The following is a 22,480-nucleotide window of genomic DNA, read 5'->3' as shown; positions in this document are numbered from 1 at the left end:
GCGATCGTAATGCGGGCCCCGCGCGGCTCCCGGCGTCCGCAGCCGGACCTCGCCAGGAGACTCCGACCCCGGCCGCGTAAGCTGGGCGCGGCTCTGTCGTACGTTCACTTCCGCTCAAGGAGCACACCCGTGGAGATCTTCTTCGAACTGCTGCTGGTCCTGGTCTGCGTCGGCGTGATCGCCTTCGCCGGGCTGACCGTGAAGAAGCTGTACCAGGGCCAGCGCTGAAGCACCGCCCCAAGACCGACAGGAACGGCCGCTCATGATCGAGATCCCGTCTGACCTGCACAAGGACCTCGTCCCCCTCGCCTTTCTGCTGGGCAACTGGGCGGGTGCGGGGGTCCACGACTTCCCCGGCTCCGAGAAGTGCAACTTCGGCCAGGAGGTGACCTTCGCCCACGACGGCCGGGACTTCCTGGAGTACCAGTCCCGTACCTGGGTCCTCGACAACGAGGGCAACAAGGTCCGCCCGCTGGAGTCCGAGGCCGGCTTCTGGCGGATCGACGCCGAGCGCAAGATCACCGTCACGATGACCCGTGACGACGGCGTGGTGGAGATCTGGTACGGCGAGCTGGCGGACAAGAAGCCCCAGATCGACCTGGTCACCGACGCGGTCGCCCGCACCCCGGAGTCCCCGGCGTACACCGGCGGCAAGCGGCTGTACGGCTACGTCAAGGGCGACCTCATGTGGGTCGGCGAGAAGCAGACCCCCGAGGTCGAGCTGCGCCCCTACATGTCGGCCCAGCTCAAGAAGGCCGTCACCCCCGAGGACGTCGAGCGCTGGGCGAAGGACCTCCCCGAGGACATGCCGGACGACGGCATCGCGTTCTTCAAGTAGGCCCGAGCCGAACCTGGCCGGCGTTCCGTCCGAGCGGGGCGTCCGGCCCGGCGGCCCTACACTTCCAGTGTGGTGAGCACCGACTGGAAGAGTGATCTCAGGCAGCGCGGCTACCGGCTGACGCCGCAGCGGCAACTCGTGCTCGAAGCCGTGGACTCCCTGGAGCACGCGACGCCGGACGACATCCTCGTCGAGGTCCGGAAGACCGCCTCCGGGGTCAACATCTCCACCGTGTACCGCACGCTGGAGCTCCTGGAGGAGCTGGGCCTGGTCAGCCACGCCCACCTCGGCCACGGCGCGCCCACCTACCACCTCGCCGACCGCCACCACCATCTCCACCTGGTCTGCCGGGACTGCGAGAACGTGATCGAGGCGGACGTGGAGGTCGCCGCGGACTTCACCGCGCGGCTGCGCGAGCAGTTCGGGTTCGACACCGACATGAAGCACTTCGCGATCTTCGGCCGGTGCGGGGACTGCGCCCTGAAGAGTTCAACCACCCCGTCGTAGGCTGGCCCGTATGAAGAGCCCCCTGCTGTCCCTGCCCGGCGCCGTTCCCGCCGAGGGCGTGGACGAAGGCGTCGCCGCCCACTACGGCGACCTGTTCCGCGAGCAGCGCGCCCTCGCCGACGGCACCGGTTTCGTCGACCTCTCCCACCGGGGCGTCGTCGCCGTGACCGGCGCGGACCGGCTGAGCTGGCTGCATCTGCTGCTGACTCAAGCCGTCAGCGACCTGCCGGCCGGTGAGGCCACCGAGGCGCTGGTCCTCTCCGCCAACGGGCACATCGAGCACGCCCTGTACCTGGTGGACGACGGTACGACCGTGTGGGCGCATGTCGAGCCCGGCACCCAGCAGGCGCTGATCGCCTACCTGGAGTCGATGAAGTTCTTCTACCGCGTCGAGGTCGCCGACCGCACCGCCGACATCGCGGTGGTCCACCTCCCCGCCGGCTCCATCACCGAGGTCCCCGAGGGCGCGGTGGTCCGTGAGACGCCGTACGGCCGTGATCTCTTCCTGCCGCGCGAGCAGTTGGAGGAGTTCGCCGCCCGCTCCGGCCCGGCCGCCGGTCTCCTCGCCCACGAGGCGCTCCGGGTGGAGCAGCACCGGCCCCGCCTCGGCTTCGAGACCGACCACCGTACGATCCCGCACGAGCTGGGCTGGATCGGCACCGCCGTGCACCTCCAGAAGGGCTGCTACCGGGGCCAGGAGACGGTCGCCCGCGTGCAGAACCTCGGCAAGCCGCCGCGCCGCCTGGTCTTCCTCCACCTCGACGGCAGCGACGTCCACCTCCCCCCGCCCGGCACCGAGATCCGCCTCGCGGACGACGGCCCCGACGGCCGCAAGATCGGCCAGGTGACCACGTCCGTACGTCATCACGAACTCGGCCCGGTCGCCCTGGCCGTCATCAAGCGCAACGTCCCCACCGACGCGCGGCTCCTGGCCGGGGACACGGCGGCTGCGCAGGAGACGGTGGTCGAGCCGTAGGTGAGCGGCAGACCCGTGCCCGTACCGCGCTCGGGCCGCGGGCGTACGCCTGGGTGCTGAGCCCTCGCGGGGCAGGAGGCCTGCGCCGCCTCCGCGCGGCCGTCATCCGTCCGGCGCCCACCACGGCGCGCAGGGGTGGCCGCGGTTGCGGGGACGCCGCCGGACGGAGAGGCTGCAGGCACAGGGCCCGGGAGCGACGGCGGAGCGATGACTGTAACGGTGGTGTCGATGCCGGAGGTGACCGTCACCCGTACGGACTTCGCCGGCGCCAGGGAGCGGCTGGCCGCGGATTCCCTGCTCCTCGTCGACGTCGAACTGCCGCCGGACGCCGCGTCGGTGCCACTCGCCGCCCGGCTGGGGCTCGATGCCGAGGAGCTGGACTGGTTCGGCCGGACCGGAGAACCGGCGCGGGCCGACTTCCTGGGTGACCGGGCCGGTTTCGTGGTTCCCGTGGTGCAGGGGGACGCGATCAGGCATGTGCACGTCGTGGTCACCGAGCGCTTCCTGGCCACCGCGCACCACGGCCAGGGGGACCTCGCCCACAAGATCGCCCAGGGGCTGCGGCACGAGCGGCCGGTCGACCCGGTGCACATGCTCTTCATCGTGCTCCAGGAAGCCCTGGCGACATTCCGGCTGTCCGCGGTGCGGAACCTGCTGGAGACCGAGGAACTCGAGGACGAGATGTTCGAGGACCGCAGGGCCGAGCAGCTCCAGTCCCTGGCGCGACTGCGCCGGCGCTCCGCCCGGCTGCACCACGCCCTGCTGCCTTTCCTCCAGGTGACCGACGCGGTCCTCACCCGGCGGATGATCAACCCCTCCTTTCCCGAGGAGCGGCAGCGCTCCGCCCGGGAGTTCCAGACGGCGGGGCGGCTGGTGCTGGCCGACATCGAGTCGCTCCAGGAGGCCACCCGCCGATCGTTCGCCAGCTACTCCTCGCTCGTCGCGGGTGAGCAGAACGGTGTGATCAACCGGCTGGCGATCGTATCGGTGATCTTTCTGCCGCTGTCGTTCCTCACCGGGTTCTTCGGCATGAACTTCACCTTTCTGACCGACAAGCTGGAGACCAGGGACGACTTCTGGCTGCTCGCCATCGGACTGCAGGCCCTGGTTCTGCTGGGCTCCTTCTACGTGCTGCACCGCACCCGCATCTGGCGCCGGCTCCTCGACGAGGACTAGGACATCCAGCGGGTGTCCCCCCCCCGGATGTCGAGCAGGACTAGATGTCGAGCAGGATCGTGAAGGGGCCGTCGTTCACCAGGGAGACCCGCATCCTGGCTCCGAAGCGGCCCGTGGCCACCGTGGCGCCGAGGGCGCGGAGCTGGGCGACGACCTCGTCCACCAGCGGTTCGGCGACCGGGCCGGGGGCGGCCGCGTTCCAGGTGGGGCGGCGGCCCTTGCGGGCGTCGCCGTAGAGGGTGAACTGGCTGATGACCAGCAGCGGGGCGTCGATGTCGCTGCACGACCGCTCGTCGGAGAGCATGCGTACCGACCAGAGTTTGCGGGCCAGCTGGGCCGCCTTCTCCTTGGTGTCCTCGTGGGTCACGCCGACCAGGACGCACAGGCCCTCGCCCTCGATCGCGCCCACCGTCTCGCCGTCCACGACGACGCTCGCGCCGTCCACCCGTTGCACCACCGCACGCATGCGCCCCATCATGCCGTGCGGCCCGGGGTGCCTCGGTCCGGGGGGTCCACAACCGATCAATACCCCCCATCCAGGGCCGTTCGGGGGCAGTCGGTCACATAGCGGCCACCGGGGGTGGCACGATGCTTCCCACACGCCGGTCGAGGGGACGGTCCACCGCACATGAGCACACCGAGCACCAGTGGTCCGGTCACGCACCGGCCGCCCACGCAGCGCGCCGAGAGCCCGCCGAGTCCGCCGCCAGAGGAGCCCGCTGCGGGCGTCCTGGCCCCGCTGAGCCTGCCCGAGCTGCGCGCCCTGCGCCGGGACGCCCAGCGGGAGGAGGCCGATCTGAGCTACGTCCGGCGGCTGCTCCAGGGCCGGATCGACATCCTGCGCGCCGAGCTGGTCCGCCGGGGCGGGGAGCGTGTACCGGCGCCGGTGGACGGGTCGGTGGTGGAGCGGCTGTCGGAGATCCTGGCCGACGCCCCGGCCCGCCACCGCTCCTCCGCCCGCCACGTCACCCTCGGCACCCCGCACAGCGAGGAGTACGGCAAACTCGCGGCGGAGATGCTGGCCGAGGTCGAGCTGTCCGACCTCACCGCCCGCACGGACGCCGAACTGGCGGACGCGATGGGCCGGCTGACCCGGTACGAGCAGGAGATCTCCCACCGCCGCCAGGGCCTCCAGCGCACCGCCGACGACTGCGGGGGCGAGATCGCGCGCCGGTACCGGGCGGGCGAGGCCCAGGTGGACGACCTGCTGGCCTGAGCGGACCCGGGCGCGGGAAATACGCGCGACACACGCCCCGTCCCGCGCCTACCGTGGCACCATGATCGACGTACGCCCCGTGGCCCAGGACGAGTTCGACAACTGGCACCGCGCCCTGGACACCGGTTTTCTCCAGGACCCCGTGCTCACCCCGGAGCAACGGGCGGCGAGGCTGCGGCAGTTCGAGCCGGGCCGGCTGCTCGGCGCCTTCGACGGTGCACGCTGCGTGGGCACCTTCCGCTCCTTCGCGCAGGAGGTCACCGCGGTCGGCGGCGCGTACGTCCCCTCCAACGCCGTCTCCAACGTCACCGTCTCCCCGACCCACCGCCGCCGCGGCCTGCTCACGCGCATGATGCGCGAGGACCTGGCGGCGGCGCGGGAGCGCGGGGACGTGATCGCCACGTTGGTCGCCGCCGAGTACCCGATCTACGGCAAGCACGGCTTCGGCCCCGCGACCTGGGCGACCAACTGGACGGTGGACGTGGGCCGTTCGGGTCTCGACCCGCGCTGGGCGGGCCCGGCGGACGGTGCCCGGATCGACCTGGTGGACGGCGCCGAGGTGCGCGCGCTGGGCCCGAAGCTGTCCGAGCGGGTGCGCGCGGTGACGCCGGGCGCGATCGGGCGGGACGAGCTGTGGTGGGACGCCCGTACCGGCGTCGCCCGCTTCGGCCAGGACTGGACCGAGCCGTTCTACGCGGTGTACCGGTCGGCCTCCGGCGAGGTCGAGGGCCTGGTGTCGTACCGCTGCGAGGCCAAGTGGGAGGGGCAGCAGCCGGACAACACGGCCAAGGTGGACTGGCTGACCGCCGCGACCCCGGCGGCCGAGGCCGCGCTGTGGCGCTATCTGTGCTCGATCGACTGGATCGCCCACGTCAAGAGCGGCTGGCGGGCCCCGGACTCCCTGCTCCCCTTCCTGCTGCCCGACGTGCGCGCGGCCCGGGTCGAGACGCACACGGACTGGCTCTGGGTCCGGCTGCTGGACGTCGCGCGGGCGCTGGAGGCGCGGAGCTACGAGCACTCCGGGTCGCTGGTGCTTCAGGTGCTGGACGAGGACGGCACGGCGGGCGGCCGGTACCGGCTGGAGGCGTCCCCCGAGGGCGCGTCCTGCACCCCGGCGGGCGGCGCGTCCGCCGATCTGACCCTGCCGGTGGCCGAGCTGGCCACGGTGTGGCTCGGAGACGGCTCGACGGCACGGCTGGCGGCGCTGGGGCGGGTCCAGGAGGAGCGGGAGGGCGCCGCCCGTGCGGCCGACGCCCTGTTCCGCACGTCCGTGCGCCCGTGGTGCCCGGACTCCTTCTGACCCGACCCCGGTCGTCTCCTGCCGTGCCGGCGGCCGTTCATCCGTAGCGTGCTGTTCGGTTGTGGCTGTGCGCTGACGCTGTTCGGTTGTGGCTGTGCGGGTGTTCAGTTGTGGCTGTGCGCTCCCGTGGCCGCCCCCTGCCGGGCTCCCGGCTCCCCTCCGGAGGGGAGCCCGGTCGGCCAACCGCCGGAAAGCTCGGCCATGTCGGTCAAGTTGGCTGCCAACTTCACTGTAGTTATAGCCGCGTGGAAGCGGCTCATAACCATCATCCCGCGAACTGCCGCAAGATGGCGGGAAGTTGTAGCCTTTATCCGTGGACCCGGAACACGTCTCCGCCACTGGGCGGAAGAGGTCACCACGGTCACACCCCTCACGCGTCACCTCTCGCGTGGTGGCCGACACCCTGCGCACCCGTATCGACACCGGCGTACTGCGCCCCGGCGAGCGGCTGCCCACCCAGGCGGAGCTGGCCGAGGAGTTCGGGGTCGAGCGCGGCACGGTCCGCGAGGCGCTGCGCATCCTGCGTGTGGAGCGGCTGCTCGCCGGATCGTCGCAGGGCAGCCCGGCCACGGTGGCCGTCCCGCCCGGCGCGGTGGGCCCGGCCGCGCCGCCGCAGCCCACGATGGCGGGCCTCGCGCCCCGCGTCGCGGCCGCCTTCGCGGTCCCGCACGTCCGCGTGGACGCCCTCTGCCTGACCTCCGTCTCGCTCACCCTCGCCATCGGGGAACCGCTGCGCCAGATCCACGCGGGAGGGCTGAAACCGGCCAAGATCGACGTACGGCTGCTGCTGCCGAGCCGCGACATCGCCCTCGCCTTCCCCGCGCCGGTGGACGCCGCCGACACCGCTCTGCTGCACCGGCGCTGGCTGGCCCAGCGCAACGCCCAGGGCCAGGTGCTCCGGCACAACCTGCTCGCGCTGCGCGCCACGCACGGCATCGACGTCCGGGTCCGCTTCCGCGCGCTCCCCTTCACGCCACCGGTCAAGCTGTACCTGCTCAACGGCTCCGAGGCGCTGTTCGCGTACTACACGCTGGCCCGGCGCGAGCGGGACATCGGCCCGGAGCACCTGACGCTGTACGACGCCGAGGGCACCCGGTCGATGCTGTTCGCCTTCGCGCGGGGGGCGGGGGAGCGGGACACCGAGTTCGTGACGCAGTCCCGGCTCTGGTTCGACGCGCTGTGGGAGACGATCAGCTCGGATCTGGTGCTGGGGTAGCCGAGTTGGCGGCCAACTCTTGCCCGGTGGTCCGCACTTGGCAGCTACTTGCCGACAACTGCCCGTAGATGAACTGAGGTTGTACCGTTTGGTCGTGACCCAGGAGAACGTGGCAGTGAGCGGCAGACGGTTCACCGCCCAGGAGATCGCCGACGCCCTGCGCGCCCGCATCCGCGCCGGCGAGCTGAGGGCGGGCGAGCGGCTGCCCACCCAGGCCGAGCTGGCCGAGGAGTTCGGCGTGGAGCGCGGCGCGGTCCGCCAGGCGCTGCGCCTGCTGCACGACGAGGGTCTGCTCACCGGCGTCACCAAGGGCAGCCCGCCGCGCGTCGCGGAGCCCGCCCCCGCCCAGGACGGCCCCCAGCCCACAATGGTCGCCCTCGCCCACCGGCTGGCGGAGGCGTTCACCGCGCCCCACGTCCGCGTGGACGCCGTCTGCCTCACCGCGCAGAGCCTGATCCCCGCGCTCGGCGAGCCGCTGCGGCTGATCCACGAGGGCCGGGTGCGCCCCGAGCGCATCGACGTCCGCGTCCTGCTGCCCTCGCGGGACATCAGCCTCGCCTTCCCGGTCCCGGTGGACCCCGGGGGGGACGACGCTGACCCGGTGCACCGGCGCTGGCTGGCGATGCGCAACGCCCAGGGGCAGGTGCTCCAGTACAACCTCAACGCCCTGCGCGCCACGCACGACATCGACGTCCACGTCACCTTCCGCGCGCTGCCCTTCACCCCGCCGGCCAAGCTGTACCTGCTCAACGGCGCGGAGGCGCTGTACGCGTACTACATGGTCACCCGGCGCGAGGAGCCCACCGACACCGGCACCCTGGAGATGTTCGACACCCTCGGCTCGGAGTCGATGCTGTTCTCCTTCGAGAAGCGGTCGGGTCAACGGGACGCCTCCTTCGTGGAACAGTCGCAGAAGTGGTTCGACGCCCTCTGGGAAACCATCACGACGGACCTGACACTCTCCTAGTGACTTCCAAGACGCCGGAAACGACGCAGCATGAGCTGATGGCGACCGAAACGGTCGAGGAAAAGAGCGACCAGGGGATCGAGAAGCTACGCGAACTGATCGGCGCGCGAGTCGTCCTCTGGGACTTCGACGGCCCGGTCTGCCGCCTCTTCGCCCGGCACCGCGCCGAGCGGGTGGCGGCCGGGCTGGTGGAGTGGCTGGCCGGACGCGGACTGCGCGGGCTGCTCACCGAGGACGAGCGGGAGACGCTTGACCCGCAGGTGGTGCTGCGCGCGGTGGACCGCCGCCACCCCGGCAGCGACCTGGTCGCCGAGCTGGAGGAACGCCTGACCCAGGACGAGTTGCTGGCCGCCGCCTCGGCCCTGCCGACCGCGTACGCCGACCCGCTGATCCGCACCTGGTCCGCCGTCGGCTCCCGGCTGGCCGTCACCACCAACAACTCCCCGCGCGTGGTCCACGCCTACCTCGCCGGACGCGGCCTGACCGGCTGCTTCGCCCCGCACATCTACGGCCGTACCGCCGACCTGCACCGCCTCAAGCCCGACCCGCACTGCCTCAACCGGGCCCTCGCCGCCCTGGGCGCCGCCCCCGAGTCCGCGCTGATGATCGGGGACTCGCCCACCGACCTCGTCGCCGCCGAGCGGGCGGGGGTCCGCTTCCTCGGCTACGCGAGCGGTGAGCGCCGGGCCAAGCAACTCCGCGCCGCGGGCGCCGACACGGTCCTCACCTCCCTGGAGCCCGTGCTGCTGGCTTTGCGCGGGTAGCTTGCGGGCACGTGTGTGCGCTCTGTCCCCGGTCCGGGGGAACCGGACCGGAGTCGTGGGGCCGGGACCCGCTCCCGAGGCGGTACCGTGCTGCCACTTCCGCCCCTTTCGGCAGGGCGCACGGCGAGAGAACGGGCCATGTCCCCCGAAACGGTTTCGATTGCCCGGCTGAACGCGGCCGGGGCCAGCGGCGACGAGAAGGTGGTCGAGGGTCCGCTCCAGGGCTACCACCACGAGACGTACGTCTTCCCGCTGGCCGGTGAGGCCGCACGGCTGCATCCGGGGCGGTGGAAGTGCCGGGAGCCCCGCGACGGGCTGCTCTGGTTCGACCGGCGCTGCTTCGCCTCGGAGGAACGCCTGCTCACCGCGCTGGGCGACCGCGTGCCGCGCGTCCCCGGCCTGGTGGAGGTCGGCGGGCTGCGGCTGATGCGGTTCATCGAGGGCGCCACGCTCGGCGCGCTCCACCCCTCCGGCACCGAGGTGCCGGAGGCGCTGTGCCGCCAGATCACCGAGCTGTTCGGCAGGCTCGCCGCGATCGGCCCGGCCGACGTCACCGCCGAGCGGAGCTGCGCCGCCGAGGACCGCCCCGCGGACGGCGACAGCGACGGCTTCCTGGAACGCCTCGTCCACTTCACCGAGCACCGCGTCTACCGCCGAAACCTCGACCGCTTCGAGCGTCTCTTCGCCGAACTCGGCCTCACCGAGACCTCGTTCAAGCATCTGCGGGCCCATGTGCACGGGCTGTCCCGGCGCCCCTTCTGTCTCCTCCACGCCGACCTGCACCGCGAGAACTTCATCGTCGACCCGGTCGACCGCCTGTGGACCATCGACTGGGAACTGGCCATGGTCGGCGACCCCCTGTACGACCTCGCCACCCACCTCCACCTCATGCGCTACCCGGCCGCCCAGTCCCGCGAGATCGCCGCCCGCTGGCACACGACCGTCCGCGCGGTCCGCCCACTGAGCGTGCGCGGCTGGACGGACGACCTGACACCCCTGCTCGCCTACAAGCGCGCCCAGTCCGTCTTCACGGACGTCATCCGCTCGGCCCTGGCGCTGGAGGACCCCGCCGCGCCCCCGGCCACCGCCCTCGCCGTGAAGCTCCGGGAGATCCTGGTGAGGGGGGCGCGCCCGCTGGGTGTGGTGGAGGTGCCGGACGTGGGGCGGGTGGCGGAGGCGCTGGCGCGGTGGCACGCGGCGCAGGGGGAGTGAGCGCGGGCGCGCACTCGCGCCGGTCTTTCTGGCTGGAGGTGCGCGCATGCCCGATGCTGAGGGGTGATGCTGCTCTTTCTCGACATCGACGGTCCGCTCATCCCCTTCGGCGCCCCCGGCGGCGCGTACCCGGAGTTCGAGCGGGGCGGCGGCACGGGTGGGCATCCGCTGCTCGGGCGGGTCGATCCCCGGCTCGGCGCCAGGCTGCTGGAGCTGGGGTGCGAGCTGGTGTGGGCGTCGACCTGGATGGACGACGCGAACACGGTGGTCGGGCCGTGGCTGGGGCTGCCCCGGTTGCCCGTGGTGCCGTGGCCGGACGAGGAGGAGCCGCCCGCGCTGACCCACTGGAAGACGCGCCCGCTGGTGAAGTTCGCGGCGGGCCGTCCGTTCATCTGGATCGACGACGAGATCACCGAGGCCGACCGGGCCTACGTCGCCGTCCACCACCCCGCCCCGGCCCTGCTGCACCGCGTGGACCACGACTACGGGCTGACCCCGGCCGACTTCACCACCCTGCGGGAGTGGCTGAGCAGGAACCCGTCGTACTGACCCTCACGCGGCCGACCGCTCCCCGGCCCACCGGCGCCGCAGGTGCGCCTCGGTGATCGCGGGCGGGGCGTACTCCATGTCGAGGGCGCCGACGTCCGTACCGGGCGGGACGACCGCGTCGATGCGGTCCAGGATCTCGTCGGACAGCGTGACCTTGTCGCCGGCGAGCAGATCGTCGAGCTGCTCCGTCGTGCGCGGGCCGATGATCGCGGAGGTGACGCCGGGGTGGCTGATCACGAAGGCCAGCGCGAGGTGGGTCAGCGAGACACCGGCCTCCTCGGCGACCGGGATCAGCCGCTCCACGGTGTCCAGCCGCCGCTCGTCGCGCAGATACCGGAAGCCGTAGGTGGAGCGGTGGGTGTCGGCGGGCTGGTCCTTGCGGTAGCGCCCGGTGAGCATGCCCCCGGCCAGCGGGCTGTAGATCAGCGTCCCCATGCCGTACCGCTCGCACACCGGCAGCACCTCGCGCTCGACACCCCGGTTGAGCAGCGAATACGTCGGCTGCTCGGTACGGAACCGCTGGAGCCGGTGGTGTTCGGCGACCCACTGCGCCTCGACGATGTCGGAGGCCGGGTAGCTGGAGGTGCCGATCGCGCGGACCTTGCCCGCGCGCACCAGGTCGGTGAGGGCGGAGAGGGTCTCCTCGATGTCGGTGTCCGGGTCGGGGCGGTGGATCTGGAAGAGGTCCACGTGGTCCGTGCCGAGCCGGCGCAGCGAGTCGTCCAGCGCCCGCGTCAGCCAACGCCGGGACGCGCCCTGCATGTTGGGGTCGACGCCGTCGGAGTTCATGGGCAGCCGCGCCTTGGTGGCGAGCACGACGGAATCCCGCCGCCCCTTCAGCGCCTTGCCGACGATCTCCTCCGACTCCCCGTAGGAGTACATGTCGGCGGTGTCGATGAAGTTGATCCCGGCGTCCAGCGCCTTGTGGATCATGCGTACGGAATCGTCGTGGTCGGGGTTGCCGACGGCGCCGAACATCATCGCGCCCAGGCAGTAGGGGCTGACCTTCATGCCGGTCCGGCCCAGTGTGCGGTACTTCATGAGTCTCCTCCAATCCGCGGTGGCCAGGGCCCGCCGCGGCGCGTTACGCTCACGAAAACGGAACGGTGTTCCGGGAAGAACGATACGGAACGCTGTTCCGGTTAGCAAGTGGAGGTCTGCCATGACCGACGCCGAGCCGTCCCGGCCGCGCCTGAGGGCCGACGCGCGGCGCAGCATCGACACGCTGCTCACGGCCGCCGCCGAGGTGTTCGCCGAGTCCGGAGTGGACGCGCCCGTACGGCAGATCACCGCTCGCGCGGGCGTCGGCGCGGGCACCCTCTACCGGCACTTCCCGCAGCGCTCCGACCTCATCGCGGCCGTCTTCCGCCACGAGGTCGACGCCTGCGCCGACACCGCGCCCGCCCTCGCCGCCGGCCACGCCCCCGTAGAGGCCCTGCGCCTCTGGCTCCTCCGCTTCACCCACTTCATCGCCACCAAGCGCGGCCTGAGCGCCGCCCTCCACTCCGGCGACCCGGCCTACGACAGCCTGCCGTCCTACTTCCAGCTCCGCCTGGTACCGGCCCTGGAAGATCTGCTCGGCGCCGCGGCCGAGTCCGGCGAGATCCGCACCGACACCGACCCCAACGACCTCCTCCGAGCCGTCGCCAACCTGACCCTCCCGGCCCAGGACGACGACGGGCACACGGGGCGGATGGTGGGGTTGCTGCTGGATGGCCTGCGGTACGGGGCGCCATGAGCACGGAGTACCGGCGGGCACTTCGGGACCGGTATCTCGCCGCGCCCGTGATGCCGGCGCCGTCGCCGTGGCGGCCGGTGGGGGAGGGGCTCGTCGGGGTAGGTGGGCTGCTCGGCATCGGCTTCGCCGTGCACCCGGAGACCGGGCACGACCTGGTGATGGTGGTCTCCAGCAGCGGGCACGGCCTCTTCGACGCGGTCACCGGCGAGCGCCTCGCCCGCGACCACGACCCGGACCCCGAGACGGACACCCCGGATCTGTCACCCGACCTCACCTGCCCCGGCCTCGGTCCGGTCGCGGGCACCCCGATTCGCATCGCAGGTCTTTTCGGCGGCGGTCTGCACAGCGGCTCGGGCACGGGCTGGACCATGAGCGTGGTCAGCCCGGACTGGCCCCACGCCCGGGTCCTCCTCTCGGCGGACGGTGGAGTCAACGCCGGTCCACCGGGCGGAACCTGGTGGCACATCTTCCACTCCACGTACTCCGAGTTCCGCGCGGCCGGCTTCTCCCCCACGGGCCGCACCCTCGCGGTCGCCACGAGCAGCGACCTGGCGCTGTGGACCGGGGGTGGCCATGGGCGCGGCTGAGGAGCGGCTCGACGCGCGGTGGGTGCGGGCCTGGTGCGCGCGGGGAGGGGCGACCGTGGTCCGGGCGACGGACGAGAGCCACCGGGCGACAGCCGCCCTCGTGGACCTCACCCCGATCCCGTCGGACCTGACCACGCTGTACTGGGTGCTGGCCGAGGCCCGCCTCCCCGACGGCCACTCCGTCCACCCGCCCGCGACCGTCGCCGCCCTGTTCCGCGAGCACGGCGAGATCGAGATCCCGGGTGAGCAGCCGGCCCTGATCTTCGCCGCGACGGCCGACGGCCACCCCTGCGCCCTCTCCGGCTCCGGCCGCGTCTGGCAGGCCACCAGCCCCTCCGTGACCGGGCAGTTCGACCTCATGGCGAACAGCCTCCAGGAGTTCCTGGAGACCAGAAGATGACCAGTACTTCGAAGGCCGCGAAGGAGCCGGCCCGGCGGGCGCAGGGTGCGGGGCCGTGGTTACCTCCGCAGGTGCGGAGCCTGCGGACGCCCGCCGAGGTCCGCGTCGCGGAACCGGAGGCCGCCCGCACAGGCTGAGCGGTCACCGGGCCGGCCGGGTTGACGCCGGCCGGGCCCGGCCGGGAGTGCGCTCAGCCGGCAGCGACGAAGTCGTACCCCGACCAGTCGCTCAACGGGCGGTAGCCGAGGCGTCGGTAGAGGGCGTTGCTGGTGGGGTTGGACTGGTCGGCGAAGAGGACGACCTCCTGGGCGCCGGCGGCCAGCGCGGCGCGGCTGACCTCTGCGGAGACGGCGGCGGCGTAGCCGTGGCCGCGCAGGTGGGCCGGGGTGTAGACGATGTCCACCTGGATCTGGCCGCCGATGAGCGGGTTCATGCCGGCGATGGAGACGGGGGTGCCGTCCGGGGTCTCCCAGAGGGTGTACCGCTTGTCGGCGTACCGCGTGCTCGGCCAGGTCTCGGCGCTGACGGTCACGTCCTCCCCGACAGCCTTGGCGAACTCCCCGCACCAGAAGACGGCTTGGTCCAGATCCCCCTCACCGAGGACACGGGCCCGGCCCTCCGGATGCGGGTCGGGCGGGGTGAGGGTGCCGAGCCGGTACAGGCGGACCCGTACATCGCGGAGCTTCGGCGTCGCGCCGGTGTGCCGCTGCCACGCCTCGGCGAAGGCGGTGGCGGTGTCGTGGTCCGCGCCGACGGAGGTCGGTGAGTGCCCGAGGTCCGCGAGGCGGGCGGCGAGGCTGTCGGCCTGCGCGGGGGTGAGCGGGGAGAGGCCGAGGGCGCGGGGCGGCAGATGGTAGAAGGTCCCGCTGACCTGGCCCTCCTCCTCCAGCACCCCGAAGACGGGCGCCCGCTCGAACGCCCCCCGCCCCCGTGTGCGCACCCTGTCGGCCCACGTGAGCTGCATGACATGCTCCGCGGGCCGCGCCCGGAGAAACCCTCCGGCACGGGCGAGGAAGTCTTCGACGTCTTCGGTGAGATACCAGCCACTTGACCGCATGCTTCATGCTTCCGCACCCGGGGGAGTGGGCGGGCGGTTTCCCGCCAGGCCCCGGCCGACCGGCCGCCCCTAGACTCGCGCGCCGCCCCCACTCCCACCACTGGCAGATCATGCGCCGGCTCCGCACCTCCGAGCACGAGTCCGGCACGCTGGACCTCGGCCCGGCGCGAGTCCTGTGCGCGATGACGACATGCGGCGACGGCTGCTTCCCCGTGTCGGCGGACCTGGACGCGGCGGGGGACGTGGTGGCGGTGCGGGTGAGGTTCCCAGCGGCGTAGCAGCGATGGGACAGCCGAGACAGGGCAATATCGACTGAAACCCTCCCCTCACACCCCGGTCACAACACTTTTGCAAGCAGGTGCTTGCAATAGTTAGCGAGAGTGGGCATGGTGGAGGCATGGCATCGCTCAACGTCGGCAATCTCGGTGAGTATCTGCGCGAGCAGCGGCGGCACGCCCAGCTCTCGCTGCGGCAGCTCGCCGATGCCGCCGGGGTGTCGAATCCGTACCTGAGCCAGATCGAGCGCGGGCTGCGCAAGCCCAGCGCGGAGGTGTTGCAGCAGGTCGCCAAGGCGCTGCGGATCTCCGCCGAGACGCTGTACGTCCGCGCGGGCATCCTCGACGCCGAGCGGGACCGGGACGAGGTCGAGACGCGCGCCGTCATCCTCGCCGACCCCTCGCTCAACGAACGGCAGAAGCAGGTCCTGCTCCAGATCTACGAGTCCTTCCGCAAGGAGAACGGACTCGGTGGCGAAGGCCCCGTACGACCCGAGGAGTCCGACGGTACGGAAGCGCAGCCCAGCGACACCCCCGGCAATGATGCCGGTCCGCGGCGGACGGCCGGATGAAGCCGGACCAGGGCTCCGGCCACCGCACGCGGACCACACCTACCTCAGCCGAACGCGAATCCGGGAGGACCTTCACCATGGCCATCACCGACGACCTGCGCAAGACTTTCAGCGACCCGACTCCGCTCTACTTCGCCGCCGGTACCGCCGATCTCGCCATCCGGCAGGTCCGGAAGGTGCCTTCGCTGGTCGAGCAGCTGCGCGCCCAGGCCCCGGCCCGGATCGAGCAGGTCCGCGGGACCGACCCCAAGGTCGTGCAGGAGCGGGCCACCGCCCGCGCCAAGGAGGCGCAGGAGACCATCCAGACCAAGGTCAACGGCTTCATCGGCAACCTCGACGTCGACCTGAAGAAGGTCGGTGAGCAGGCCCAGGACCTCGCCCTGCGCGGTGTCGGCGTGGCCGCCGAGTACGCCGTCAAGGCGCGTGAGGCGTACGAGAAGGTCGCCGAGCACGGCGAGCAGGCCGTGAAGACCTGGCGCGGCGAAGCCGCCGAGGAGATCGAGGAGCTCGCCATCGCGGTCGAGGGCCAGCCGGAGCCGGGCGTGGTCAAGGAGACCCCGAAGCCGGGCGCCGGTGCCGCCGGTGTCACCGGTCCGGCCGTCGCCAAGCCCGACCCGGCCGTGGCGCAGAAGCCGGCTCCGGCCGCCGCCCGCAAGGCTCCTCAGCCGAAGAAGCCGACCCCGCCGGCCAAGTGACGGCGGACGGCGTGTGAGGTACGGGCCGGGCACCATCGGGGTGCCCGGCCCGTTCTGCGGGTAGCGTGACGGCAGCGATTCAGAAGGCAAGGAGCGGTGGGCAACATGCTGATGCTGGGCTTCGCGGGGTTCATGGGACTCCTGAAGATCGTCCTCATGGCACTGGCCGCGTTCGCACTCTTCGACGCGGCCTTCCGACGGGAGGACGCGTTCCGCGCGGCGGGCAAGCAGACCAAGGTCTTCTGGCTGGTCATCCTGGGCATCGCCCTCGTGGTCAGCTACCTCTTCTCGATCCTGTCCATCCTCCCGGCCGCGGGCGCCGTCGCCAGCATCGTCTACCTCGTCGACGTCCGTCCCGCGGTCAAGGCCCTCACCGGTGGCAACCGAGGTGGCTGGGGCCGGGGCAAGGGCCGGGGCGGCAGCAGCAGCGACGGCCCGTACGGCCCGTACAACGGCGGCCGCTGACGGCTCCGCCGGCTCAGCCGAGTCGGCCCGCCGGGCCCAGGGCTTCCGCCTGCGGCCGGCCGGGTGCGCTGGCGGCTCCGCCGGCCTGGGACGAGCGCCGGGGGGCCCGCGACCGGTCGGCGGGGGCTGAGCTCCGGCCCGCGCGGCTGCCCGAGCATGTGCTGAGCGGCGCGAGCAGGGCTTGGCCGGCGTGGACGTCCGGGCGGCGAGCGCCGCCCCTCCGCGTGCAGCCTCTACGCCACCCGGTCCAGCAGGACCACCGCGACGTCGTCCGTCAGTTCGTCGCCGTTCAGGTGGCGGACTTCGCTGACCGCGGCCCGGAGGAGCTCCTCTCCGCGCAAGCCCTCGGAGAGCAGGCGGTGGATCATGTCGAGCATGCCGTCCTGGCCGAGGCGGGGGCCGCCGGGGGAGGTGCGGCCTTCTATGAGGCCGTCGGTGTAGAGCATGAGGCTCCACTCGGCGCCCAGCTCGACCTGGGTGCGGGGCCAGCGGGCGCCGGGGAGGAGCCCGAGGGCGGGGCCGTTGTTGTCGAACGGGAGCAGGCGGGGGACCGGGGTCGCTCCGGGGCGGATCAGCAGCGGGGCGGGGTGCCCGGCGAGGCAGAGGCCCGCGCGGCGGCCGTCGGGCGCGATGTCCACCGTGCAGAGGGTCGCGAAGATCTCCTCGTCCGAGCGCTCGTGTTCCAGCACCTCCTGCAGCGTGCCCAGCAGCTCGTCCCCGCACAGCCCCGCCAGGGTCAGCGCCCGCCAGGCGATCCGCAGCTCCACGCCGAGCGCGGCCTCGTCCGGGCCGTGGCCGCAGACGTCGCCGATCATGGCGTGCACGGTGCCGTCCGGGGTGCGGACCGCGTCGTAGAAGTCGCCGCCGAGCAGCGCGCGCGAGCGGCCGGGGCGGTAGCGCGCGGCGAACCGCAGCGCGGCGCCCTCCAGCAGCGGCGTCGGCAGCAGCCCGCGCTCCAGGCGGCGGTTCTCCTGCGCGCGCAGCCGGCCTTCCGCCAGCCGCCGCTCGGCGGTGTCGGAACGCTTGCGCTCCACGGCGTACCGGATCGCCCGGCTCAGCAGCCGGCTGTCCAGCTCGTCGCGGAAGAGATAGTCCTGGGCGCCCACGCGCACGGCCTCCGCGCCGCGCTCGGCGTCGCCGGAGGCGGTCAGCGCGATCACGGCGTGCCGCGGCGCCAGCTCCAGCACCTGACGGAGCACGGCCAGCTCGTCGCCGTCCTCGGTGTCGGCGCAGCCGGCGGCCGGGAGGGCGAGGTCGAGCAGGATGCAGTTGACGTCGGGGGTGAGCAGCCGCCCCGCCTCGGTGAGGTTGCGGGCGGTACGTACGCGGATCGGCCGGCCGGCCGAGTCCCGCAGCTCGGGGACGAGCGCGCCGGACGGGTCGTCCTCGACGAGGAGCACGGTGAGCGCCGCGCCGAGGGCGGCGGTGTCTCGGTGCGCCTCTTCGGCGAGGGCTACGGCCGAGACCTGCGCCGGACCGCACTCGGCGGCCGGGACCGCTCTCTGCCGCGGTACGGGTACGGGCATGTCCTGGTTTCCTTCCCTCCCCCCGAGGGCACGGCGGCGCCGAGGGTCCTCGTAACGCCGTCGGGTGACCCTAGCGGCATCGGCCGCTCCGATGGAATGGGACGCGCGGCGTCCGTATCGCGTAGACCGCCGTCATATGCCCCAGCCCGTACGGCAGTTGGACGGGGTGACAGGGGGCGCGGGATGACGAAGCTCACTTGGTTCCAGCCCGCCCGCGTGCCGTTGGTCACAGGGGGCGGGGTGTGGCGCCGCTCACGCGTCCGGGCGTACGACCCCCAGGATCGGCATGGTGCCCGCGCCCGCGACGGTGACCGTACGGCCCGGTCGCGGGGCGTGGATCACCTTGCCGTCGCCCACGTACATCCCGACGTGGGTGGCGTCGGCGAAGTAGATGATCAGGTCACCCGGGCGCATCTCCGTCACGTCCACGTGGGTGAGCTGCTTCCACTGCTCCTGGGAGGTGCGCGGGATCAGCGTGCCCGCGTCGGCCCAGGCCTGGGAGGTCAGGCCGGAGCAGTCGAAGGAGTCGGGGCCCTCGGCTCCCCAGACGTACGGCTTGCCGAGCTGGGCGGTGGCGAAGGCGACGGCCTTGGCCCCGGCGGAGGTGGCGGTGTCGGTGGCGCTCGCCGTGTCGGCCTTCTTCTTCAGGACGCCGGTGTCCAGCCAGGCGGTCTGCGCCTTGCGGGCGGCCTGCCGCTCCAGCTCGGCCAGCCGCTCCTTCTCCTTCTTCTCCAGCCGCGACTCGAGCTTCTCGGCGTCCTTGATCCGCGCCTGGACCGTCTTCCGGGCGGCGGCCTTGTCCTTGCGGTCCCGCTCCAGCTTCTTCCAGCGCGCGGCCGCGTCGTCGGTGTCGCGCTTCAGCTCCCGCTCGACGCGGTCCGTCTCGGCGATCAGCTTCTTGGTGGCCCGTGCGCCGTTCAGCAGGGTGCCGGCGCCGTCCGCGAAGTGCTCCGGGTTGTCGCTGAGCAGGAACCGCGCCATCGGCGGCATCCCGCTGTCCCGGTACTGGGCCCGCGCGGCGGCGCCCGCCTGGTCCTTCAGCTCGGCCAGCTTCTTCCGGGCCGCGTCGGTCCGCTTCTCCAGCCGGGCGAGCTGGACGGACTGCTTCCGCGTCTTCTCCTCGGCCGCGTTGTAGGCGTCGGTGGCGACGGCCGCGTCGTGGTACAGCCCGTCGAGCCGCGCGCGGACCTTCTCCAGCTCGGCGTCGGGTACGGGGGCCGGCGGGACGGCGGGCGCAGGGGTCGCGGGGGTCGCGGTCGCGGATGGCACCGGGGAGGGGTCGGCAGGTGCCGCCGGTACCGATGCGAACGCCGTACCCGGCACCGCCAGTACGGTCACCGCGCACACCACGGTCACGGCGGCGGCGAGCAGCCCGCGCTTGCCCCTACCCATAACAGTCCCCCCAAGCTGATTTACCGTCAGTAACTTACGGTCCGTCCGCAGGATCGTGCCACGATCCCGCGCGAAGTGACAGAGGTCGTACGAAGTCGTACATCCCCCGGCGCCTCACGCCTCCCCGCGATCTTCCCGCCCGTCTGACGTGCCGGACCCGGAGATCGTTCCCTCCAGATCCCGGAGTCCCTGCGATTCCCTCGAACAGGTGACCCGACGTCAGGTGAAACGGCGTCAGCGCGGCGCCAACGCCTCCCACGCCAGGGTCACTTCCCCCTGCCGCCAGCGCGCCGGCCCGTCCGTCACCGGCCAGTCGGCCCGCAGATCCCGGACCGTGCGCAGCCAGCGCTGGCGGGCGCCGTAGGAGGCGTAGGGCGCGGCGGCGGCCCAGGCGCGGTCGAAGTCGCGCAGGAAGGCGTGCACCGGCTCGCCCGGCACATTGCGGTGGATCAGCGCCTTCGGCAGCCGTTCGGCCAGGTCGGAGGGGCGCTCCAGCGAGCCGAGCCGGGTGGCGAAGGTGACCGTGCGCGGCCCCTCGGGACCGAGCGCGACCCAGACGTGCCGCCGCCCGATCTCGTCACAGGTGCCCTCCACCAGCAGCCCGCCGCGCGAGCCGTCGCCCGCCGGAGCCAGCCGCGCGCACAGCCCCCGCCACACGGCCGCGACCTGCTCCTCGTCGTACTGCCGCAGCACATTGGCGGCCCGGATCAGCAGCGGCCGGCCGGGCACCGGGATCTCGAAGCCGCCGTGCCGGAAGGTGAGCCCCTCGCGCTCGTACGGCTTCGCCGCCGCGACCCGCTCCGGTTCGATCTCCACGCCGACCACGCGCGCGTGCGGGGCGACCGTACGGAGCCTGCCGAGCAGCTCGACGGCGGTCCAGGGCGCGGCCCCGTACCCGAGGTCGATGGCCAGCGGATCGGCCGCGCGCAGCAGTTCGGCGCCGTGCGTGGCTGCGATCCAGCGGTCCATGCGGCGCAGCCGGTTGGGGTTGGTCGTCCCGCGCGTCACCGTGCCTACGGGGCGGGTCGTGCGGGATGCCATGTCTATGAGGGTAAGCGGGCGAGCTGGCGACCTCCGGCCGAACGGTTGAGCGAGTGTGGGTCATGATTGGGTAAAACCGCTTGATCGGGAAATGGGAAGAACCCCCTCCGCTGTTGCACCCCTCGGAGGACTCGGACGGTCCTCTGGCAGGCATGCCCGAGCGAGGAGGAAGCCCAGTGAGCCAGTACGTCAGCAGGCTCGGGCGTCGCTCCCCGGCGACCGCCCCGCGGCTGAGGCTGCACCGCAGGCCACGCAGGGTCGCCATGCTCTCCGTCCACACCTCGCCGCTCCACCAGCCCGGCACCGGCGACGCGGGCGGGATGAACGTCTACATCGTGGAGCTGGCCCAGCGGCTGGCCGCCCTCAGCATCGAGGTCGAGATCTTCACGCGGGCCACCTCCAAAGACCTCGCTCCCAAGGTCGAGCTGGCCCCCGGCGTCCTCGTCCGGCACGTCGACGCGGGCCCCTACGAGGGCCTGGCCAAGGAGGAGCTGCCCGCCCAGCTCTGTGCCTTCACCCACGGTGTGATGCAGGCGTGGGCCGGCCACCGCCCCGGCTACTACGACCTCGTCCACTCCCACTACTGGCTCTCCGGCCACGTCGGCTGGCTCGCCGCCCAGCGCTGGGGCGTCCCCCTGGTGCACGCCATGCACACCATGGCCAAGGTCAAGAACGCCAGCCTGGCCACCGGCGACACCCCCGAGCCCGCCGCCCGCGTCATCGGCGAGACCCAGATCGTCTCCGCCGCCCGCCGCCTCATCGCCAACACCGCCGAGGAGGCCGCGGAGCTGGTCCGGCACTACGAGGCCGACCCCGCGAAGGTCGCCGTCGTCCACCCCGGCGTCAATCTCGACCGCTTCCGCCCGCTCGACGGCCGCGCCGCCGCCCGCGCCCGCCTCGGCCTGCCCCAGGACGCGCTCATACCGCTCTTCGCGGGCCGCATACAGCCCCTCAAGGCCCCCGACGTGCTGCTCCGCGCCGTCGCCCACCTGCTGGACGAGCGCCCCGAGCTGCGCCGGAACATCGTCGTCCCCGTCGTCGGCGGCCCCAGCGGCAGCGGGCTCGCCAAGCCGGAGGGACTGCAGAAGCTCGCCGCGCGGCTCGGCATCGCGGACGTCGTACGGTTCCGGCCGCCGGTCGGGCAGGAGCAACTCGCCGAATGGTTCCGGGCCGCGTCCGTGCTGGTCATGCCGTCCTACAGCGAGTCCTTCGGGCTCGTCGCCATCGAGGCGCAGGCGGCCGGCACGCCGGTCATCGCCGCCTCCGTCGGCGGCCTGCCGGTGGCCGTGCGCGACGGCGAGACCGGCTTCCTCGTCCAGGGCCACGACCCCGCCGACTACGCGCGCGTGCTGCGCCGCTTCGCCGACGACCCCGGGCTGCCCGACCGCATGGGCGCCGCCGCCGCCCGGCACGCCCTCGGCTTCGGCTGGGACGCCTCCGCCGCCGCCACCGCCGACGTGTACGCGGCCGCGACCCAGTCCCACCGCCGTCGCGTACGCTCGCAGCATGGCTGACACCGAGGCGACGGAACGGGCCGCGCGCACCCTCGAGGACGCGCTGAAGGACGCCGAGCTGGAGTGGGAGAACCCCGAACCGGGCTCCTACGTGGTCAAACTCCCGGGCACCGCCAAGCTCTCCACCACCGTCTCGCTGCTGGTGGGCCGCCACACCCTCTCGGTCAACGCCTTCGTCATCCGGCACCCCGACGAGAACGAGGCGGGCGTCCACCGCTGGCTCCTGGAGCGCAACCTCAAGCTGTACGGCGTGAGTTACGCGGTCGACCGGCTCGGCGACGTCTATGTCACCGCCCGCCTCCCGCTCGCCGCCGTCACCCCCGAGGAGGTCGACCGCCTGCTCGGCCAGATCCTCGAAGCGGCCGACGGCGCCTTCAACACCCTGCTGGAACTGGGGTACGCCTCCGCGATCCGCCGCGAGCACGCGTGGCGCGTCTCGCGCGGGGAGTCCACGCGCAACCTGGACGCCTTCACGCACCTGATCGAACGCGACTGAG

At 72.7% G+C, this 22,480-nt stretch carries 26 protein-coding genes; 20 read left to right on the top strand and 6 right to left on the bottom strand.

Annotated features, from left to right (window positions below):
- Positions 1–262 precede the first annotated feature (262 nt).
- The 4 genes from E5082_RS16955 to E5082_RS16940 all read left to right on the top strand — a co-directional run bounded on the left by E5082_RS16955 (position 263) and on the right by E5082_RS16940 (position 3,497).
- A complete protein-coding gene (locus E5082_RS16955; protein WP_135792068.1) occupies positions 263–838 on the top strand; it encodes a heme-binding beta-barrel domain-containing protein in 576 nt (191 codons plus the stop codon).
- Positions 839–907: 69 nt separating this feature from the next.
- A complete protein-coding gene (locus tag E5082_RS16950; RefSeq protein ID WP_135792067.1) occupies positions 908–1,345 on the top strand; it encodes a Fur family transcriptional regulator in 438 nt (145 codons plus the stop codon).
- 10 nt (positions 1,346–1,355) lie between these two features.
- On the top strand, positions 1,356–2,321 hold the full coding sequence (ygfZ, locus tag E5082_RS16945) for a CAF17-like 4Fe-4S cluster assembly/insertion protein YgfZ (RefSeq protein WP_135792066.1): 966 nt from the start codon (positions 1,356–1,358) through the stop codon (positions 2,319–2,321).
- Between the two features lie 207 nt (positions 2,322–2,528).
- On the top strand, positions 2,529–3,497 hold the full coding sequence (locus E5082_RS16940; RefSeq protein WP_229918930.1) for a CorA family divalent cation transporter: 969 nt from the start codon (positions 2,529–2,531) through the stop codon (positions 3,495–3,497).
- Between the two features lie 40 nt (positions 3,498–3,537).
- Here the strand turns inward: E5082_RS16940 and dtd are convergent, their stop codons facing one another.
- On the bottom strand, positions 3,538–3,963 hold the full coding sequence (dtd, locus tag E5082_RS16935; protein ID WP_135792065.1) for a D-aminoacyl-tRNA deacylase: 426 nt from the start codon (positions 3,961–3,963) through the stop codon (positions 3,538–3,540).
- Between the two features lie 162 nt (positions 3,964–4,125).
- On the opposite strand from dtd, the gene E5082_RS16930 reads away from it, so the two are divergent.
- The 7 genes from E5082_RS16930 to E5082_RS16900 all read left to right on the top strand — a co-directional run bounded on the left by E5082_RS16930 (position 4,126) and on the right by E5082_RS16900 (position 10,721).
- On the top strand, positions 4,126–4,713 hold the full coding sequence (locus E5082_RS16930) for an RsiG family protein (protein WP_135792064.1): 588 nt from the start codon (positions 4,126–4,128) through the stop codon (positions 4,711–4,713).
- A 61-nt stretch (positions 4,714–4,774) separates the two neighbouring features.
- Complete coding sequence (locus E5082_RS16925; RefSeq protein WP_135792063.1) at positions 4,775–6,013, top strand: GNAT family N-acetyltransferase; 1,239 nt, start codon at positions 4,775–4,777, stop codon at positions 6,011–6,013.
- A 313-nt stretch (positions 6,014–6,326) separates the two neighbouring features.
- Entirely contained in the window at positions 6,327–7,229 is a 903-nt protein-coding gene (locus E5082_RS16920; RefSeq protein WP_135792062.1) for a winged helix-turn-helix domain-containing protein, read from the top strand.
- Positions 7,230–7,317: 88 nt separating this feature from the next.
- Positions 7,318–8,196 (top strand): GntR family transcriptional regulator, encoded by an 879-nt coding sequence (locus E5082_RS33440; protein ID WP_190045341.1) that lies wholly within the window; start codon positions 7,318–7,320, stop codon positions 8,194–8,196.
- Between the two features lie 38 nt (positions 8,197–8,234).
- Positions 8,235–8,960 (top strand): HAD family hydrolase, encoded by a 726-nt coding sequence (locus E5082_RS16910; protein ID WP_135792061.1) that lies wholly within the window; start codon positions 8,235–8,237, stop codon positions 8,958–8,960.
- 138 nt (positions 8,961–9,098) lie between these two features.
- The gene (locus tag E5082_RS16905; protein ID WP_135792060.1) at positions 9,099–10,172 is read left to right on the top strand and encodes a phosphotransferase family protein; all 1,074 of its coding nucleotides are present in this window, start codon (positions 9,099–9,101) and stop codon (positions 10,170–10,172) included.
- Between the two features lie 66 nt (positions 10,173–10,238).
- Positions 10,239–10,721, top strand: coding sequence for an HAD domain-containing protein (locus E5082_RS16900; protein WP_135792059.1), 483 nt, complete (start codon positions 10,239–10,241; stop codon positions 10,719–10,721).
- Positions 10,722–10,724: 3 nt separating this feature from the next.
- On the opposite strand, the gene E5082_RS16895 is transcribed toward E5082_RS16900, so the two are convergent.
- Entirely contained in the window at positions 10,725–11,762 is a 1,038-nt protein-coding gene (locus tag E5082_RS16895; RefSeq protein WP_135792058.1) for an aldo/keto reductase, read from the bottom strand.
- Positions 11,763–11,883: 121 nt separating this feature from the next.
- Here E5082_RS16895 and E5082_RS16890 point away from each other — a divergent pair, with 121 nt between their 5' ends.
- Genes E5082_RS16890 through E5082_RS16880 form a run of 3 tightly spaced genes read left to right on the top strand, consistent with a single transcriptional unit; the run spans position 11,884 to position 13,446 of the window.
- Complete coding sequence (locus E5082_RS16890; RefSeq protein ID WP_135792057.1) at positions 11,884–12,459, top strand: TetR/AcrR family transcriptional regulator; 576 nt, start codon at positions 11,884–11,886, stop codon at positions 12,457–12,459.
- Positions 12,456–13,046, top strand: coding sequence for a hypothetical protein (locus E5082_RS16885; RefSeq protein WP_135792056.1), 591 nt, complete (start codon positions 12,456–12,458; stop codon positions 13,044–13,046). The genes E5082_RS16890 and E5082_RS16885 overlap by 4 nt, the downstream gene beginning before the upstream one ends.
- The gene (locus E5082_RS16880; RefSeq protein ID WP_135792055.1) at positions 13,033–13,446 is read left to right on the top strand and encodes a hypothetical protein; all 414 of its coding nucleotides are present in this window, start codon (positions 13,033–13,035) and stop codon (positions 13,444–13,446) included. The genes E5082_RS16885 and E5082_RS16880 overlap by 14 nt, the downstream gene beginning before the upstream one ends.
- Before the next feature lie 190 nt (positions 13,447–13,636).
- Here E5082_RS16880 and E5082_RS16875 read toward each other — a convergent pair whose 3' ends face one another.
- Entirely contained in the window at positions 13,637–14,503 is an 867-nt protein-coding gene (locus E5082_RS16875; protein ID WP_135792054.1) for a GNAT family N-acetyltransferase, read from the bottom strand.
- Positions 14,504–14,508: 5 nt separating this feature from the next.
- Between E5082_RS16875 and E5082_RS16870 the strand changes: the two genes are divergently transcribed.
- The 4 genes from E5082_RS16870 (at position 14,509) to E5082_RS16855 (ending at position 16,510) form a co-directional block, all read left to right on the top strand.
- Positions 14,509–14,781: a hypothetical protein gene (locus E5082_RS16870; RefSeq protein ID WP_135792053.1), complete on the top strand. Its 273-nt coding sequence runs from the start codon at positions 14,509–14,511 to the stop codon at positions 14,779–14,781.
- Positions 14,782–14,900: 119 nt separating this feature from the next.
- Positions 14,901–15,350, top strand: a complete 450-nt coding sequence (locus E5082_RS16865) for a helix-turn-helix domain-containing protein (RefSeq protein WP_135792052.1) — start codon at positions 14,901–14,903, stop codon at positions 15,348–15,350.
- A 77-nt stretch (positions 15,351–15,427) separates the two neighbouring features.
- A complete protein-coding gene (locus E5082_RS16860) occupies positions 15,428–16,045 on the top strand; it encodes a hypothetical protein (protein WP_135792051.1) in 618 nt (205 codons plus the stop codon).
- 105 nt (positions 16,046–16,150) lie between these two features.
- A complete protein-coding gene (locus tag E5082_RS16855; protein WP_167514085.1) occupies positions 16,151–16,510 on the top strand; it encodes a DUF2516 family protein in 360 nt (119 codons plus the stop codon).
- A gap of 233 nt (positions 16,511–16,743) precedes the next feature.
- Here the strand turns inward: E5082_RS16855 and E5082_RS16850 are convergent, their stop codons facing one another.
- The 3 genes from E5082_RS16850 to E5082_RS16840 form a co-directional block, all read right to left on the bottom strand.
- Positions 16,744–18,036, bottom strand: a complete 1,293-nt coding sequence (locus E5082_RS16850; protein WP_135792049.1) for a PP2C family protein-serine/threonine phosphatase — start codon at positions 18,034–18,036, stop codon at positions 16,744–16,746.
- A gap of 252 nt (positions 18,037–18,288) precedes the next feature.
- A complete protein-coding gene (locus tag E5082_RS16845; RefSeq protein ID WP_135792048.1) occupies positions 18,289–19,428 on the bottom strand; it encodes a C40 family peptidase in 1,140 nt (379 codons plus the stop codon).
- Positions 19,429–19,662: 234 nt separating this feature from the next.
- Positions 19,663–20,469 carry a class I SAM-dependent methyltransferase gene (locus E5082_RS16840; RefSeq protein ID WP_135792047.1) on the bottom strand — a complete coding sequence of 269 codons (807 nt, stop codon included), beginning with the start codon at positions 20,467–20,469 and terminating at the stop codon, positions 19,663–19,665.
- Positions 20,470–20,645: 176 nt separating this feature from the next.
- Between E5082_RS16840 and mshA the strand changes: the two genes are divergently transcribed.
- Entirely contained in the window at positions 20,646–21,983 is a 1,338-nt protein-coding gene (mshA, locus tag E5082_RS16835) for a D-inositol-3-phosphate glycosyltransferase (RefSeq protein ID WP_135792046.1), read from the top strand.
- Complete coding sequence (locus E5082_RS16830) at positions 21,976–22,479, top strand: type III secretion system chaperone family protein (RefSeq protein ID WP_030804386.1); 504 nt, start codon at positions 21,976–21,978, stop codon at positions 22,477–22,479. The genes mshA and E5082_RS16830 overlap by 8 nt, the downstream gene beginning before the upstream one ends.
- Position 22,480 lies beyond the last annotated feature (1 nt).

The organism is Streptomyces griseoluteus (genome assembly GCF_004784465.1).
Classification (GTDB): domain Bacteria; phylum Actinomycetota; class Actinomycetes; order Streptomycetales; family Streptomycetaceae; genus Streptomyces; species Streptomyces griseoluteus.
The sequence above is the reverse complement of the archived record's forward strand: the minus strand, read 5'-3'. Positions and strand labels throughout refer to the sequence as shown.

Bases quoted from the DNA above. Each gene is read 5' to 3' on its own strand.
- E5082_RS16955 (WP_135792068.1), top strand. From the start codon at position 263: ATGATCGAGATCCCGTCTGACCTGCACAAGGACCTCGTCCCCCTCGCC.
- ygfZ (WP_135792066.1), top strand. From the start codon at position 1,356: ATGAAGAGCCCCCTGCTGTCCCTGCCCGGCGCCGTTCCCGCCGAGGGC.
- E5082_RS16940 (WP_229918930.1), top strand. From the start codon at position 2,529: ATGACTGTAACGGTGGTGTCGATGCCGGAGGTGACCGTCACCCGTACG.
- dtd (WP_135792065.1), bottom strand. From the start codon at position 3,963: ATGCGTGCGGTGGTGCAACGGGTGGACGGCGCGAGCGTCGTCGTGGAC.
- E5082_RS16930 (WP_135792064.1), top strand. From the start codon at position 4,126: ATGAGCACACCGAGCACCAGTGGTCCGGTCACGCACCGGCCGCCCACG.
- E5082_RS16925 (WP_135792063.1), top strand. From the start codon at position 4,775: ATGATCGACGTACGCCCCGTGGCCCAGGACGAGTTCGACAACTGGCAC.
- E5082_RS16910 (WP_135792061.1), top strand. From the start codon at position 8,235: ATGGCGACCGAAACGGTCGAGGAAAAGAGCGACCAGGGGATCGAGAAG.
- E5082_RS16905 (WP_135792060.1), top strand. From the start codon at position 9,099: ATGTCCCCCGAAACGGTTTCGATTGCCCGGCTGAACGCGGCCGGGGCC.
- E5082_RS16900 (WP_135792059.1), top strand. From the start codon at position 10,239: ATGCTGCTCTTTCTCGACATCGACGGTCCGCTCATCCCCTTCGGCGCC.
- E5082_RS16895 (WP_135792058.1), bottom strand. From the start codon at position 11,762: ATGAAGTACCGCACACTGGGCCGGACCGGCATGAAGGTCAGCCCCTAC.
- E5082_RS16890 (WP_135792057.1), top strand. From the start codon at position 11,884: ATGACCGACGCCGAGCCGTCCCGGCCGCGCCTGAGGGCCGACGCGCGG.
- E5082_RS16885 (WP_135792056.1), top strand. From the start codon at position 12,456: ATGAGCACGGAGTACCGGCGGGCACTTCGGGACCGGTATCTCGCCGCG.
- E5082_RS16880 (WP_135792055.1), top strand. From the start codon at position 13,033: ATGGGCGCGGCTGAGGAGCGGCTCGACGCGCGGTGGGTGCGGGCCTGG.
- E5082_RS16875 (WP_135792054.1), bottom strand. From the start codon at position 14,503: ATGCGGTCAAGTGGCTGGTATCTCACCGAAGACGTCGAAGACTTCCTC.
- E5082_RS16870 (WP_135792053.1), top strand. From the start codon at position 14,509: ATGCTTCCGCACCCGGGGGAGTGGGCGGGCGGTTTCCCGCCAGGCCCC.
- E5082_RS16865 (WP_135792052.1), top strand. From the start codon at position 14,901: ATGGCATCGCTCAACGTCGGCAATCTCGGTGAGTATCTGCGCGAGCAG.
- E5082_RS16860 (WP_135792051.1), top strand. From the start codon at position 15,428: ATGGCCATCACCGACGACCTGCGCAAGACTTTCAGCGACCCGACTCCG.
- E5082_RS16855 (WP_167514085.1), top strand. From the start codon at position 16,151: ATGCTGATGCTGGGCTTCGCGGGGTTCATGGGACTCCTGAAGATCGTC.
- E5082_RS16850 (WP_135792049.1), bottom strand. From the start codon at position 18,036: ATGCCCGTACCCGTACCGCGGCAGAGAGCGGTCCCGGCCGCCGAGTGC.
- E5082_RS16845 (WP_135792048.1), bottom strand. From the start codon at position 19,428: ATGGGTAGGGGCAAGCGCGGGCTGCTCGCCGCCGCCGTGACCGTGGTG.
- E5082_RS16840 (WP_135792047.1), bottom strand. From the start codon at position 20,469: ATGGCATCCCGCACGACCCGCCCCGTAGGCACGGTGACGCGCGGGACG.
- E5082_RS16830 (WP_030804386.1), top strand. From the start codon at position 21,976: ATGGCTGACACCGAGGCGACGGAACGGGCCGCGCGCACCCTCGAGGAC.